Below are 13,212 nucleotides of genomic sequence, written 5' to 3' on the forward strand. Positions count from 1 at the left end.
GCCCGGGAGAGCGAAGGGTTTAGAAGTTGTACTGGTCGATATTGTTGGCGTCGAACTCCGTCGGCGGGCCGACGATGACGGTGTTGTCGGCGCCAACCTTCAGGGTGCCGAGGTCACCGGCATCGAAGGAGTCGCCTTCCTTGCCGGTGATCGTGCCGGCGACGAGGGCCTTGGCGGCGTAGACGGCAGCGGTGCCGATCTTTGCCGGGTCCCAGAGCGCGAAGGCCTTGACGGTGCCGTCCTTCACGTATTCGCGCATCTGGTTCGGAAGACCGAGCCCGACGAGCGCGACCTTGCCCTTGTAGGACGAGGTCGAGAGGTATCGAGCCGTCGCCGCGATGCCGACCGTCGTGGGCGAGATGATGCCCTTGAGGTTCGGGTAGGTGGACAGTAGACCCTGCGCAACCTGGAAAGAGGTCGTGTCGTCGTCGTTGCCGTAGACGGTCGCGACCAGGTTGATCTTCGCGTACTTCGGGTTCGACTTGAGCTCGGCCTTCATGAACTCGATCCACGCATTCTGGTTGGTCGCGTTTGCGGTCGCCGAGAGGATGGCGATGTCACCCTCGTAGTTGATCTGCTCGGCGACCTGCTTCACCTCGATGAGTCCGACATCCTTGGACACCACCTGGTTGATGAAGAGACTGCGGCAGTTCTTCGCGGTGTCGGAGTCGAAGGTGATGATCTTCGCCCCGCCGGCCTTGGCCTGGTTGAGTGCCGAGCAGACGGCGTTCGGGTCGTTGGCGGCGATGGCGATCACGTTGATCTTCTTCTGGGTGAGGGTGTTGATGTAGCTCACCTGGGAGGAGGCACTCGCGGTGTTCGGGCCGACGACCGAGTAGTCGACCCCACTGAGCGCGGCGGCGGCCTTTTTGCCCCCGCCGAGTTCGACGTCGGTGTACGGGTTGTTGAGCTGCTTTGGAACGAAGGCGATGCTGAATCCCTTGGAGCTTCCGCCGGACGAGGCCGGGGTGCCGCCGGCAGCACAGCCTGCGAGCGCCATGACAGCGGCCGTGGTGAGAGCGGAGACTGCCAGGACCCGGCGAGCCGTCACTGATCGGCCCCTCTTCAGATGAAATAACTTCATTGTTTTCCCTTTCCTATGGAATCGTCGCCGGGTGCTCGGCGGACGAATTTTCTATGCCGCTGACGTCTCCGTAAGGAGCGCGCGGCTGCGGCGTCTTTCGCCGGAGAGTTTCAGTCGGGCGCTCACGCTCGGCGCGATCACCGAGAGCACGAGTAGCGACCCGGTGACGATGGTGAGCACCGTGTCGGGCAGGCCAGCGAGCTGCAGCGAGTAGTTGACGGTGCGGATGATGAGCACGCCGGCGACCACCCCGACGATGCCTCCCGATCCGCCGAAGATGGATACCCCGCCGAGCAGTACTGCCGCTACGACGCTCAGCTCCAGGCCCGTGACGCTGTCGCTCTGTGCGCTCGAGTAGCGGAGCACCCAGAAGATGCCGGCGAAGGCTGAGATGCCACCGCTCGCGACGTAGAGCCAGAACTTGGAGCGGTTCACGCGGATGCCCACGAACCGTGCGGCCTCCTTGCTGAAGCCGAGGGCGAAGAGGGCCCGGCCGAACGGGGTGAAGTGCAGCAGCACGGCGAACACGATCACCACGATCGCAACGAAGATCATGAAGGTCGGGATGCCGGTGCCGCCGATCGTCGATGTGGCGAAGGCCGTGAGGTCCACCGGGAAGTCTGCGACCGCGTTATCGCCGATCACCACGAGCGCGAGGCCGCGGAAGAGGGCGAGCGTTCCGATCGTCACGGCAAGGGACGGCAGCCCGATCGCCGTGATCAGGATGCCGTTGAACGCACCGCACAGCAGTCCCACGATGATGCAGGCAACGAACACCCACCAGATGTTCCAGTGGGCGTCGTGGAAGAGCACGCCCATCATGGCGGCAGACAGGCCGGCCGTGCTCGCGACGGAGAGGTCGATCTCACCGGTGATGATGATCAGGGCCATCGGCATGGCCATGAGCAGGATCGGCACGGCGTCGATGAGCAGGAAGCTCACCGTGGCCACCCCGGCGAAGTAGGGCACGAAGATACTCGCGATGACCACGATCAGCAGCAGGGCGTAGACGGTGTTGGCATTGCGGCCGAGGAACAGCCTGCGTGTGGCGCCCCGGGCTTTCACCGGCCGGTCCACGGTGGTCCTTTGTCGCGCGTCAGACATTTCGGGCCTCACTCACTCGCAGCTTGCGGGCGGTTCGAACGGACAGGATGCGGTCGAGCAGGATCGCGGCGATGATCAGCACGCCGACGATCGCCTGTTGCCAGAACTTGCTCACATTGAGGGCGGCAAGGGCACCGGTCATCGTGGTGAGGAGCACGGCCCCGATGGCGGCTCCGGTGACGGTGCCACTGCCTCCGAAGATCGCGACGCCACCGACGACGACCGCGGCGACGATTTGCAACTCGAATCCGGTGCCCGTGTCGGCCCCGACCGAGTTGAAGCGGGAGGCGTAGAGCACTCCGGCCAGCCCGGTGAGGGCGCCGCTGGCGACGAATGCTCCGACGACGCGCCCCGTGACGTTGATGCCGAACAGGCGGGCGGCCTCGGTGTCGGATCCGATCGCGTAGAGGTCTCGTCCGGCTCGCGTGCCGAACATGAAGATCGCGGCGAGGATCACAACGATGAGCGCCGCGATGGCGAACAGAGGGATGCCCCAGAGGGTCTGAACCGACAGGTTGCCGAAGGCCTTCGGTTCATTGCCGATGAAGTACTGGGTGCTTCCGGCCCAGGCGTTGTTGATGCCTCGGAAGATATAGAGGGTGCCGAGGGTGATGACCAGCGATGGCACTCCGGCTATCGTCACCACCAACCCGTTGATCGCCCCGAGCAGCGCTCCGAGCACGATGCCGATCACGAAGACGAGCGGTATGGGGATGCTGGGGAAGGCATGAAACAGCGAGCCGGTGCCGAAGGCCGAGAGGCCGAGAATCGACCCGATCGATAGGTCGACGTTGTTGGTGATCACGACGACGGCGAGACCGACGGCCATGATCACGAAGATGGTCGAGTTGAGCAGCAGGTCCTTGACCCCCTGAGCAGCAAGGAACCGGGGATTGACGACCGCCGTGACGATGATGAGCACCGCGAGGGCGGCGAACACCGAGAACTCCCGGGAGACGAAGATGCGGCCGAGAGCGCGCCCAGCGGCAGGCCTCTCGATCGCAGGGGACAGGATCTGGCTCATGCGGCACTCTCCGGTGATGCGCTTGCGGCGTGCAGGACTGCTTCGGCGGTGGCTTCGTCGCGGGAGAGGCGGGCCGAGATGCGCCCTTCGTGCATGACGAGGATGGTGTCGGCCATTCCGAGCACCTCCGGCAGTTCCGACGAGATCATCAGCACGGCGATGCCCTGCACGGCGAGTTCGGAGATCAGGCGGTGGACCTCTGCCTTGGTGCCGACGTCGATCCCGCGGGTGGGTTCGTCCACGATGAGGAGGCGGGGAGCGGTGGCAAGCCACTTCGCGATCACGACCTTCTGCTGGTTGCCACCCGAGAGGGTGGCGACCGAGAGATCCTGGGATCCGGTCTTCACCTGCAGACGTGCGCTCCACTCCTCGGCGACCCGACGCTCATCCTTCGCGTTGATCAGACCGAACCGGGCGAGCGTCCTCCGCAGCGTGAGGGTGGCGTTTCGCGCGACGGACAGGTCCATGACGAGGCCCTGCTTGCGACGATCCTCTGGAACGAAACCCATGCCCGCGTCGATGGCGGACTGCGGAGAGTGGGCGCGGATGGGCTTTCCCGACAGCAGAACCGTGCCGGTGTCGTAGCGGTCGATGCCGAATACGGCCCTGGCGACCTCCGTACGTCCCGCGCCGACGAGGCCGGCAAGGGCGACGATCTCGCCGGCGCGAACGTCGAAGCTGATGTCCCTGAAGACACCCGCCCGGGTCAGGTTCGTGACCGAGAGAACGGCCTCGCCGATGAGGGCATCCTGCTTGGGGAAGAGCGTCGCGATGTCACGCCCCACCATCTCCCGCACGAGGCCGTCGACGGTGATGTCTGGGGTGTCGTGGGTGGCGATGAATGCTCCGTCGCGCATCACGGTGATGCGATCGCAGAGGTCGAAGACCTCGTCGAAGCGGTGTGAAATGAAGAGAATGCCCGTGCCGCGGTCACGCAGGCTCCGGGCGACGGCGAACAGACGCTCCACCTCGACGCCGCTCAGGGCCGCGGTCGGTTCATCCATCACCAGGATGCGAGCGTCGAGGGAGATCGCCTTCGCGATCTCGATGATCTGCTGGTCGGCGATGGAGAGGCCCTCGGCGACCCGGTCGGGGTCTACGGGCACGCCGAGGCGCGCGAAGAGCTCTCTGGCCTGGGAGCGCATGCTCGCCCGGTCGATGAGGCCGAGACGACCGCGCGGCTGGCGGCCGATGAAGATGTTCTCGGCGACGGTGAGGTCGGGGAAGAGCGTCGGCTCCTGGTAGATCACGGAGATGCCGGCCGCCTTGCTGTCCGCGGGGGATTTGAAGCTGACATCCACCCCGTTGACCCGGAAACGCCCGGAGTCGGGTTGGTGCACGCCCGCGAGGATCTTCACCAGGGTGGACTTGCCCGCGCCGTTCTCGCCGACGAGTGCGTGGATCTCTCCGTTGCGGATCTCGATGGTTCCGTCGCTGAGTGCGACCACGGCGCCGAAGGACTTCGTCGCGGAGGCGAGGGAGAGGGCGGGTGCGGCGCTATCGGGGCTCATCGTCATTGACGGCTGATCCTCCACGGTGAGGTTTATTGAATCGTTTTAAGATCGGGACGGAATGCACTCTATGGGCCCCGGTTCCCCCGAGTCAAGCCCGATGGTGAATCGTTCCAAAAACGTACCGACGCGACGCGGAATGCATGGCATCATGCAATGAGCGGTGCACCGGAGCGCCGCACGGGAAAAGCGGAGAATCACATGGCGGCCAGCGTGAAGGATGTCGCGGCGCTCGCCGGCGTCTCGGTGGGCACCGTCTCCAACGTGATGAACCGACCCGAGAAGGTCTCCCCCGCGGTGGCGGTGCGCGTGCAGGCCGCGATCGATCAGCTCGGCTTCGTGCGCAACGATGCCGCCCGGCAGCTGCGCGCCGGGCGAAGCAGCACCATCGGGCTCGTCGTACTCGATGTTCGCAACCCCTTCTTCACCGATCTCGCTCGTGGCGCCGAGGACCGGGCGGCCGCGGACGGATTCTCCGTGATCCTCGGCAACAGCGACGAGAAGGCGGATCGGGAGGCCACCTATCTCGACCTCTTCGAGGTGCAGCGCATGCACGGCGTGCTCATCTCCCCGTTCGGCGACATCACTGGGCGCCTGCGCCAGTTGCGCGATCGGGGCATCCCCGCGGTGCTCGTGGACCGCACGAGCGCGGATGCCTCGTTCAGCTCGGTCTCCGTCGACGACATCGCCGGCGGCTCGCTCGCCGTCACGCACCTGCTCGCCCAGGGCCGCCGCCGCATCGCCTTCATCGGCGGACCCCTCGAGATCCAGCAGGTCACCGACCGGCTCGATGGCGCGCGTACGGCCATCGCCACGCAGCCGGATGCCACTCTCGAGGTCATCCTGATCGATGCGCTCACCGTCATCGCGGGCCGGGCCGCCGGGCGTGAGCTCGTGGCGCGGGATCCCGCGGAGCGACCCGACGCGGTGTTCGCGGCGAACGACCTCGTGGCGATGGGCGTTCTCCAGGCCCTCATGATGCAGGGGGCGGATGTTCGCGTGCCAGAACAGATCGCCCTGGTCGGATACGACGACATCGACTTCGCCAGCGCCGCGGTGGTTCCGCTCTCCTCCATCCGCCAGCCGAGCGCTCTCATCGGCCAGACGGCGGTCGAGATCCTGCTCGAAGAGGCCGCGGACCCCGCGCTGGCGCCCCGTCAGGTGGTATTCCAACCCGAACTGGTGGTGCGAGAGAGTAGTTTGTAGGGATCATGTCGACGAAGATTCCCGCCGATGCTCCCGCACTGATCGTGCCAGAGTTCGGCCGTATTGAACTTGGCCGCCGGCCCGTGCCGCATCCCGGACCCGGGAAGGTGCTCATCCGCACCGACTTCACCGGCGTCAGCGTCGGTACCGAGATGCTGGCCGCCACCGGGGAACGGCCGTCCTGGGGCCCCGTACCCTTCACCCCGGGCTACCAGGGCGTCGGCCACATCGTCGCCTTCGGCGAGGGGGAGGAGCGGCACGGTCTCACGCTCGGCGAAGCGGTCGCGTGCTTCGGCGATGGCACCCACGGTGCATACTTCATCGCCGATCTCGAGCTGACCTATCCGATCGAAGAGACCGATTCGTATCACATGGCCGCGCTGTTCGTGCCGGCAGCGGTCGGTCTCAACGCCATCGACAAGGCCGGGCTGGAGAGCGGTGACACCGTGCTCGTGCTCGGCCAGGGGCTCATCGGCCAGGCCACCGCGATGCTCGCGCGCGACCGCGGCGCCTACGTCGTGGTGTCAGAGGTGTCTCCCGAGCGGCGTGCCATCTCCGATGCCCATTGCGCCGACCGGGTGATCGACGGCTCTGCCGGGTCTCCCTGGTCACAGCTGCAATCCGACTTCCCCGACGGTTTCGACATGGTGATCGAGTCGACCGGTGTCGCCGCTCTCATCGACAGCGCGCTGGAATGCCTGCGCTTCGAGGGCACGATGGTCTTCGAGGGCGTGTATCCCGACCAGGTCTCGTTCACCTATGAGCTCGCGCACGAACGGCAGATCAACGCGGTGTTCCCGTGGTTCATCGGCACCTCGGAGGTGCGCCGCACCGTGTTGCGCCGCATCGTCTCCGGCGAGCTGGACATGGATCCGCTCATCACCAACCAGGTCAACTGGACCGAGGCGGATGCCACCTACCGACGCCTCTTCACCTCGGAGCGCGACCATCTCAACGGAATCGTCATCGACTGGCGGGGAGCGGAATAGACATGCCTCTGAACGGGGAGTACGCACCGAGCACCTCGGACTGGGCGCGCGAGCAGGCCGAGCTGTTCGAGGCAACGGATGGTGCGCAGGGCGCAGACCTCCGCGGAATGCCTGTCATCGTGCTGACGTCGGTGGGAGCCAAGTCCGGAATGCTGCGCAAGACGGCACTCATGCGAGTCGAACACGACGGCGAGTATGCGGTGGTGGCCTCGCTCGGCGGCGCCCCGAAGCATCCGGTCTGGTATTTCAATCTTGTGAAGAATCCGCACGTCGAGCTGCAGGATGGCGCGGAGAAGGCCGACTATGTCGCCCGGGAGATCACCGGCGAGGAGAAGGCTGTCTGGTGGAAACGAGCCGTCGCGGCCTACCCGCCGTACGCCGACTACCAGGAGAAGACCGACCGGCAGATCCCGGTCTTCGTGCTCAGCCGGGTCGATTCCGATGACTGAGCCCGTGGCCGTCACCAAGCGCCCACTGCTCGTCTGGGACATCGTCGTCTCGGCAGCCGTGCTCCTCATCGGCGTGGGATTCCTGGTGGTCTCGGCCGTGATCGACCTGTTCTCCGCGGCGCTCGTTGGCAATTGCCCCGCCCGCACCTGCTCGGCCGGTGCTGCGGTGGCGTCCCTCGGCATCTCGTGGTTCGTGATGTTCCTGTTGCTGGTCATCGGGGCCGTGCTCACCATCGTCACCCTCGCGCGGCGTCGCCAGGCCTGGTGGATCGCGCTCCTCGCGATCGTGCTCGTCGTCGCGGTCTGGATCACCGGGTTCGTGCTCTATTCGCAGGCGGTCAGCCACGAGCGGGTGGTGATCGACGGGGTCGTCGCGCTGGGATCCTCGCTTCTCGGGTAGCGCCCCACCCAAGCGGTCTCCTGCCCGCGAGTTGCACTCTTGTGCGACCTCAGCGAGCGGCCGGGTCGCACAAGAGTGCAACTCGCCGGTTGACCATGAAGCGTCTGAACGCCGAAACGAAGGGTGCGGCGTGCGGAAACAACGCCGCAACATGCGAGGCCTAAGGTAAAGCCATGGATGGCCTGTTCGAGGGATACGGCACCCAGGCGGTGAAGGGTCGCAAGACCGGAGCGACGCCGTGGGATGAGATGTTCGACGAGCCGTCAACGGTGCGCACGGCCTATCGAGAGATCCATTCGGCGCTCGCGCAGATGACCCAGGATGAGTTGCGCGGCCGCACCGACGCCCTCGCCAGCTCCTACCTCGCCCAGGGCGTCACCTTCGACTTCGCCGGGGAGGAACGCCCCTTTCCGCTGGATGCCGTTCCGCGGGTGATCGAGCTCGCCGAGTGGGTCACGGTCGAAGCGGGCATCAAGCAGCGCGTGCTCGCTCTCGAGGCCTTCCTCGCCGACATCTACGGCGCCCAGAACGCCGTGAAAGACGGGGTGATCCCCGCCTCACTGATCAGCTCCTCGAGTCACTTCCACCGCGAGGCCGCGGGCATCCACCCGGCCAACGGCGTGCGGATCCAGGTGTCCGGCATCGATCTCATCCGCGACGAGCAGGGTGGATGGCGCGTGCTCGAGGACAACGTGCGCGTGCCCTCCGGCGTGAGCTACGTGATCTCGAACCGCCGGGTCATGGCTCAGACGCTGCCGGAGCTGTTCGTCTCCATGCGCGTGCGACCCGTCGGGGACTATCCGCACAAGCTGCTGCAGGCTCTGCGCGCGAGCGCGCCCGAGGGCGTGGACGACCCCACCATCGTGGTGCTCACCCCCGGTGTCTACAACTCCGCCTACTTCGAGCACACCCTGCTCGCCCGCCTGATGGGCGTCGAGCTGGTGGAGGGCCGCGACCTGTTCTGCTCGGGCGGTCGCGTGTGGATGCGCACGACATCCGGTCCCACCCGGGTCGATGTGATCTACCGCCGGGTCGACGACGAGTTCCTCGATCCGCTGCAGTTTCGCGCCGACTCGATGCTCGGGAGCCCCGGCCTGCTGCTCGCCGCCCGACTCGGCAACGTGACCATTGCCAACGCCATCGGCAACGGGGTCGCCGACGACAAGCTGGTGTACACCTACCTGCCGGAGCTCATCAGGTACTACCTGAGCGAGGAGGCGATCATCCCCAACGTCGATACCTGGCGCCTCGAGGATCCGGCCTCCCTCGAGGAGGTGCTCGACCGCCTGGACGAGCTCGTCGTCAAGCCGGTGGACGGATCGGGCGGCAAGGGTCTCGTCGTCGGCCCGGCCGCCAGCCCCGCCGAGCTCGAGAAGCTGCGCAAGACGCTGCTCGCCGATCCGCGCGGCTGGATCGCGCAGCCGGTGGTGCAACTCTCCACGATCCCCACGCTCGTCGAGGACGGCATGCGACCGCGGCACGCCGACCTTCGTCCGTTCGCGGTGAACGACGGCAAGGACGTCTGGGTGCTTCCCGGTGGCCTCACCAGGGTCGCGCTTCCCGAGGGCGAGCTCGTCGTGAACTCCTCGCAGGGCGGCGGATCGAAAGACACCTGGGTCGTCGGCGAAGTGCCGCTGCAGGTCTCGCGGCACTCGATCCAGGGCCTCGTCGCCGACCAGGCGACCTCCACGGAGGCGATCCCGATCATCAACTCCGAGGTGCACCACATCGACCAGGCGCCCCGCGACCGCACGCTCGGGCAGGGCCAGCAGGAGCAGCAGCAGCAGACTGCTGGTCGAGTAGCGAGCGCCCGCGAGCGTGTCGAGACACGTCAGAAGGGGGAATCGCAATGCTGAGCCGCATCGCCGAGAGCCTGTTCTGGATCGGGCGCTACATCGAGCGCTCCGACGGCACCGCGCGAATCCTCGACGTGCACCTCCAACTGCTTCTCGAAGACCCGTGGATCGAGGAGGACCTGGCCTGCCGGTCCCTCCTCAGCGTGATGGGGAGTGACGTGCCGGAGGACCGGGTGCTCACCCGGCAGAGCGTGCTCGAGATCCTTGCGGTTGACCGCTCGGAGCCGGCATCCATCGCCTATTCGCTCGGCGCGGCGCGGGAGAACGCCCGCCGCGCCCGCGAGATCGTGTCGAGCGAGCTGTGGGAGTGCCTCAACACGACCCGTGCCCGGATGCCGCGCAAGATCGCCACCGACAAGGTGCACGAGTTCTTCGGTTGGGTCCGAGAGCGTTCGGCGCTCGCCGTCGGCATCATCGAGTCGGCGACGAGCCGCGACGAGGCCTGGCAGTTCTTCACCCTCGGCCGCTCGATCGAGCGCGCCGACATGACCGCCCGACTGCTGGCCACCCGCAGTCTCACCGAGGCGAGCGGACCGTCGTGGACCACCATCCTGCGATCCTGCGGCGCCTACGAGGCCTACCTGCGCACCTACCGCGGGGTTCCGAGCGCGCGCAATGCGGCCGAGTTCCTGCTGCTCGACCGGCTGTTCCCCCGCAGCATCCTCTTCTCGGTGCGCCGAGCGGAGATGTGCATGCGTGACATCGAGCCGCGCAACGACCGAGTGGGAGTCTCCGACCAGGCACAGCGCCTGCTCGGACAGATTCGCAGCGAGCTCGAGTACCGTCCCATCGCCGAGATCCTCGAGGATCTCACCCTGCACATGGACAACGTGCAGGCCGCGACGAGTGCGGCCTCTGAGGCGATCCGCCAGCGCTACTTCCCCACGAACGCCGCGCCGAGCTGGGTCGGTGAGAATACGTGAACCGGCTTCGCATCAAGCACATGACCGGGTTCCACTACGGCGGCGAGGTCACCGCGAGCTACAACGAGGCGCGGATGCTTCCCACCAGTGGCGACGGCCAGTTGGTGCTCTACTCCAACCTCGAGATCCTGCCGCTTTCCTCGCACCACGGCTATGTGGATTACTGGGGCAGCCGGGTCTCGTCGTTCGAGATCCTCACCCCGCACAAGGAGCTTTCGCTGACGGCCACGAGCCTCGTCGAGGTGCGGCCACGCGATCATTCCGAGCATTCGCTCACGTGGGCAGATCTCGCCGAGGCCGCGGAACGCGCCACGGAGTACGTGGAGCAGCGCAAGCAGACCAAGCGCACCGATCCGCCGGCCGATGTGGTCGCCATCGCGAAGGAGATCGCCGACGGCACCGATGATCCGTGTGCCGCGGCCCTCGCGATCTGCGTGAAGATCGGCGAGAGCGTCGAGTACATGCAGGGTGTCACCGGCGTACACACGACTGCCACCGAGGCGTGGGCCCATCGCAAGGGGGTCTGCCAGGACATCGCGCACCTCGCACTCGGCGCGCTCCGGGCGGTCGGCATTCCGGCCCGCTACGTCTCCGGCTACTTGCATCCGAAGCCCAACGCCGCGATCGGCGAGACAGTCGCGGGGGAATCCCATGCCTGGGTCGAGTGGTTCTGCGGTGACGAGTGGCGAGGATTCGACCCCACCAACCAGATCGATATCGGGGACCGTCACGTGACCGTCGGCCGTGGTCGCGACTACAACGACGTGCCCCCGTTGCGCGGCGTCTATGCCGGCCCGTTCAAGTCCGTGCTGTTCGTGAAGGTCGAGATCACCCGCGAGAGCTGATCCGTGCCTCGGCTGTGGCGGCCGGCCGAGACCACTCGGAGGCGGCGTCAGCCCTTCTGAGAGGTGACCTCGGCGGTGACGATCTCTGTCGCTGCGAGATCCTCCGCGACGAGGTCTGCGGCGCGGCGGCGTCCGTCATGGGAGAGGCTCAGGCGCCTGTCCGCGTAGTGCATGCGCAGGTGGCGATACTTCACGAGCCACAACAGGCCGACGAGCGTTGCCGCGATTCCGGATGCCGCACCGACGCCGAGCGCCCAGCGCGGCCCGAATTCGTTCGCGACCCAGCCGACGATCGGGGCGCCGATCGGGGTGCCGCCCATGAAGATCGCCATGTAGATGGCCATGACCCTGCCGCGCAGGCGTTCCGGGGTGGAGAGCTGCACCGCCCCGTTGGCGGTCGTCATCATGGTCTGCGCGGCGAGACCGACGGCGGCGAGGGCGACGGCGAATCCCCAGTAGGTCGGCATCAGGGCGGCGACGGTCGCCGCACCGCCGAACACGGCGGATGCCGCGAACAGGAAGCGCAGCCGTGGCTTGTCCCGGCGCGCCGAGAGCAGCGCGCCGACCACGGATCCGATTGCCATCACCGAGGAGAGCACCCCGAATTCCGCGGCCCCCTTGTGGAAGACGGTCGTCGCCATGGTCGAGATGAAGATGGGGAAGTTGAGCCCGAAGGTGCCGATGAGGAAGACCATCACCAGGATCACCATGATGTCGGGCCGGGACCGCACGTAGCGGAAGCCCTCGAGCAGGTTCCCCTTCTTCGACGACGCCCGGGCCGAGCGCTGAAGTTCGCCGACCCTCAGGAACAACAAAGAGAACAGCACCGCGCCGAAGGACGCGCCGTTGATCAGGAAGACCCAGCCCGCGCCGACTGCCGCGGTGAGCAGTCCAGCGACGGCGGGTCCGATCATCCGCGCCGCACTGAAGGATGCCGAGTTGAGTGCGACGGCGTTCGAGAGGTTGGCTCCGCCGACCAGCTGGGAGACGAAGGTCTGCCGCGCCGGAGCGTCGAATGCCGCGACGATGCCGAGGAGCGCAGCGAAGACGTAGACGTGCCAGAGCTGCACCGCGCCGGTGACGGTGAGGATGCCGAGCCCGAGCCCCAGCACTCCTCCGGCCGCCTGGGTGACCATGAGGATCTTGCGCTGGTCGAAGCGGTCGGCAACGAGTCCGGTGAGCGGCAGCAGCAGCAGCTGGGGTCCGAACTGCAGGGCCATCACGAATCCCACCGCGGCCGCATCGTGATCGGTGAGCTGGGTCAGCACGATCCAGTCCTGGGCCGTGCGCTGCATCCAGGTGCCCACATTGGAGACCAGCGCACCGGCCGCCCAGACGCGGTAATTGAAGCCGCTCAGCGAGCGGAACATCGCGCTCACTTGTCGGCCAGGTCCCGCAGGATCGGGGCGACCTGCCTCAACATTCGCCGCTCTTCGGAGGGCAGGGCATCGAGCCGGGTCGTGAACCAGGCGTCCCGGCGCCGCCGGGTCTCGCTGACGAAGGCCTCCCCGGCCGGCGAGAGGTCCAGGCACACCTTGCGCGCGTCATCCGGTGCCGTTTGCCGCGTCACCAGGCCGAGCTCGACCAGCGCATTGATGGTGCGATTCATGCTCGGGGGCGTGACGCGCTCGTGCTCGCTCAGCGAGCCGAGGCTCTGCGTTCCGGACTTTGCCAGCGCGAACAGCACCGCACGCTGGCCCTCGGTCACCTCGTCGTCGGCCTGCATGGAACGGATGCGGCGGGCGAGTCGCTGGATGGCGAGCCGGAGGTCTTGGTCGTCGCTGGTTTCGTCAGGCATATTTACTTAGCATAGCTTATTAG

General features: G+C 66.7%; 13 protein-coding genes. 7 read left to right on the forward strand and 6 right to left on the reverse strand.

From position 1 onward, the window contains the following. Window positions 1–19: 19 nt before the first annotated feature. Genes rhaS through ABIB54_RS00875 form a run of 4 tightly spaced genes read right to left on the reverse strand, consistent with a single transcriptional unit; the run spans window position 20 to window position 4,729 of the window. Window positions 20–1,084: a rhamnose ABC transporter substrate-binding protein gene (gene rhaS / locus ABIB54_RS00860; RefSeq protein WP_354573638.1), complete on the reverse strand. Its 1,065-nt coding sequence runs from the start codon at window positions 1,082–1,084 to the stop codon at window positions 20–22. Window positions 1,085–1,135: 51 nt separating this feature from the next. Next, window positions 1,136–2,188: an ABC transporter permease gene (locus ABIB54_RS00865; RefSeq protein ID WP_354573639.1), complete on the reverse strand. Its 1,053-nt coding sequence runs from the start codon at window positions 2,186–2,188 to the stop codon at window positions 1,136–1,138. Continuing rightward, complete coding sequence (locus ABIB54_RS00870) at window positions 2,181–3,212, reverse strand: ABC transporter permease (RefSeq protein ID WP_354573640.1); 1,032 nt, start codon at window positions 3,210–3,212, stop codon at window positions 2,181–2,183. The genes ABIB54_RS00865 and ABIB54_RS00870 overlap by 8 nt, the downstream gene beginning before the upstream one ends. Next, entirely contained in the window at window positions 3,209–4,729 is a 1,521-nt protein-coding gene (locus tag ABIB54_RS00875) for a sugar ABC transporter ATP-binding protein (protein WP_502917026.1), read from the reverse strand. The genes ABIB54_RS00870 and ABIB54_RS00875 overlap by 4 nt, the downstream gene beginning before the upstream one ends. A 195-nt stretch (window positions 4,730–4,924) precedes the next feature. Between ABIB54_RS00875 and ABIB54_RS00880 the strand changes: the two genes are divergently transcribed. The 7 genes from ABIB54_RS00880 (at window position 4,925) to ABIB54_RS00910 (ending at window position 11,391) form a co-directional block, all read left to right on the forward strand. Next, the gene (locus ABIB54_RS00880; protein ID WP_354574227.1) at window positions 4,925–5,929 is read left to right on the forward strand and encodes a LacI family DNA-binding transcriptional regulator; all 1,005 of its coding nucleotides are present in this window, start codon (window positions 4,925–4,927) and stop codon (window positions 5,927–5,929) included. Between the two features lie 5 nt (window positions 5,930–5,934). Continuing rightward, window positions 5,935–6,918 carry a zinc-dependent alcohol dehydrogenase gene (locus ABIB54_RS00885; protein ID WP_354573641.1) on the forward strand — a complete coding sequence of 328 codons (984 nt, stop codon included), beginning with the start codon at window positions 5,935–5,937 and terminating at the stop codon, window positions 6,916–6,918. Between the two features lie 2 nt (window positions 6,919–6,920). Next, window positions 6,921–7,367 carry a nitroreductase family deazaflavin-dependent oxidoreductase gene (locus tag ABIB54_RS00890; protein WP_354573642.1) on the forward strand — a complete coding sequence of 149 codons (447 nt, stop codon included), beginning with the start codon at window positions 6,921–6,923 and terminating at the stop codon, window positions 7,365–7,367. After that, window positions 7,360–7,767, forward strand: a complete 408-nt coding sequence (locus ABIB54_RS00895) for a hypothetical protein (RefSeq protein ID WP_354573643.1) — start codon at window positions 7,360–7,362, stop codon at window positions 7,765–7,767. Before ABIB54_RS00890 ends, ABIB54_RS00895 begins: the two co-directional genes overlap by 8 nt. 173 nt (window positions 7,768–7,940) lie before the next feature. Next, a complete protein-coding gene (locus tag ABIB54_RS00900; protein WP_354573644.1) occupies window positions 7,941–9,623 on the forward strand; it encodes a circularly permuted type 2 ATP-grasp protein in 1,683 nt (560 codons plus the stop codon). Beyond that, a complete protein-coding gene (locus ABIB54_RS00905; RefSeq protein ID WP_354573645.1) occupies window positions 9,617–10,546 on the forward strand; it encodes an alpha-E domain-containing protein in 930 nt (309 codons plus the stop codon). The genes ABIB54_RS00900 and ABIB54_RS00905 overlap by 7 nt, the downstream gene beginning before the upstream one ends. Then, entirely contained in the window at window positions 10,543–11,391 is an 849-nt protein-coding gene (locus ABIB54_RS00910; protein ID WP_354573646.1) for a transglutaminase family protein, read from the forward strand. Before ABIB54_RS00905 ends, ABIB54_RS00910 begins: the two co-directional genes overlap by 4 nt. A 47-nt stretch (window positions 11,392–11,438) precedes the next feature. Here ABIB54_RS00910 and ABIB54_RS00915 read toward each other — a convergent pair whose 3' ends face one another. Both ABIB54_RS00915 and ABIB54_RS00920 read right to left on the reverse strand, forming a co-directional pair. Then, window positions 11,439–12,761 carry an MFS transporter gene (locus tag ABIB54_RS00915; protein ID WP_354573647.1) on the reverse strand — a complete coding sequence of 441 codons (1,323 nt, stop codon included), beginning with the start codon at window positions 12,759–12,761 and terminating at the stop codon, window positions 11,439–11,441. Window positions 12,762–12,766: 5 nt separating this feature from the next. Beyond that, the gene (locus ABIB54_RS00920) at window positions 12,767–13,189 is read right to left on the reverse strand and encodes a MarR family winged helix-turn-helix transcriptional regulator (RefSeq protein ID WP_354573648.1); all 423 of its coding nucleotides are present in this window, start codon (window positions 13,187–13,189) and stop codon (window positions 12,767–12,769) included. Window positions 13,190–13,212: the final 23 nt, after the last annotated feature.

This window comes from Frigoribacterium sp. UYMn621, assembly GCF_040549525.1.
Lineage (GTDB): Bacteria > Actinomycetota > Actinomycetes > Actinomycetales > Microbacteriaceae > Lacisediminihabitans.

Bases quoted from the DNA above. Each gene is read 5' to 3' on its own strand.
- ABIB54_RS00870 (WP_354573640.1), bottom strand. From the start codon at position 3,212: ATGAGCCAGATCCTGTCCCCTGCGATCGAGAGGCCTGCCGCTGGGCGC.
- ABIB54_RS00900 (WP_354573644.1), top strand. From the start codon at position 7,941: ATGGATGGCCTGTTCGAGGGATACGGCACCCAGGCGGTGAAGGGTCGC.
- ABIB54_RS00895 (WP_354573643.1), top strand. From the start codon at position 7,360: ATGACTGAGCCCGTGGCCGTCACCAAGCGCCCACTGCTCGTCTGGGAC.
- ABIB54_RS00885 (WP_354573641.1), top strand. From the start codon at position 5,935: ATGTCGACGAAGATTCCCGCCGATGCTCCCGCACTGATCGTGCCAGAG.
- ABIB54_RS00865 (WP_354573639.1), bottom strand. From the start codon at position 2,188: ATGTCTGACGCGCGACAAAGGACCACCGTGGACCGGCCGGTGAAAGCC.
- rhaS (WP_354573638.1), bottom strand. From the start codon at position 1,084: ATGAAGTTATTTCATCTGAAGAGGGGCCGATCAGTGACGGCTCGCCGG.
- ABIB54_RS00880 (WP_354574227.1), top strand. From the start codon at position 4,925: ATGGCGGCCAGCGTGAAGGATGTCGCGGCGCTCGCCGGCGTCTCGGTG.
- ABIB54_RS00915 (WP_354573647.1), bottom strand. From the start codon at position 12,761: ATGTTCCGCTCGCTGAGCGGCTTCAATTACCGCGTCTGGGCGGCCGGT.
- ABIB54_RS00875 (WP_502917026.1), bottom strand. From the start codon at position 4,729: ATGACGATGAGCCCCGATAGCGCCGCACCCGCCCTCTCCCTCGCCTCC.
- ABIB54_RS00920 (WP_354573648.1), bottom strand. From the start codon at position 13,189: ATGCCTGACGAAACCAGCGACGACCAAGACCTCCGGCTCGCCATCCAG.
- ABIB54_RS00890 (WP_354573642.1), top strand. From the start codon at position 6,921: ATGCCTCTGAACGGGGAGTACGCACCGAGCACCTCGGACTGGGCGCGC.
- ABIB54_RS00905 (WP_354573645.1), top strand. From the start codon at position 9,617: ATGCTGAGCCGCATCGCCGAGAGCCTGTTCTGGATCGGGCGCTACATC.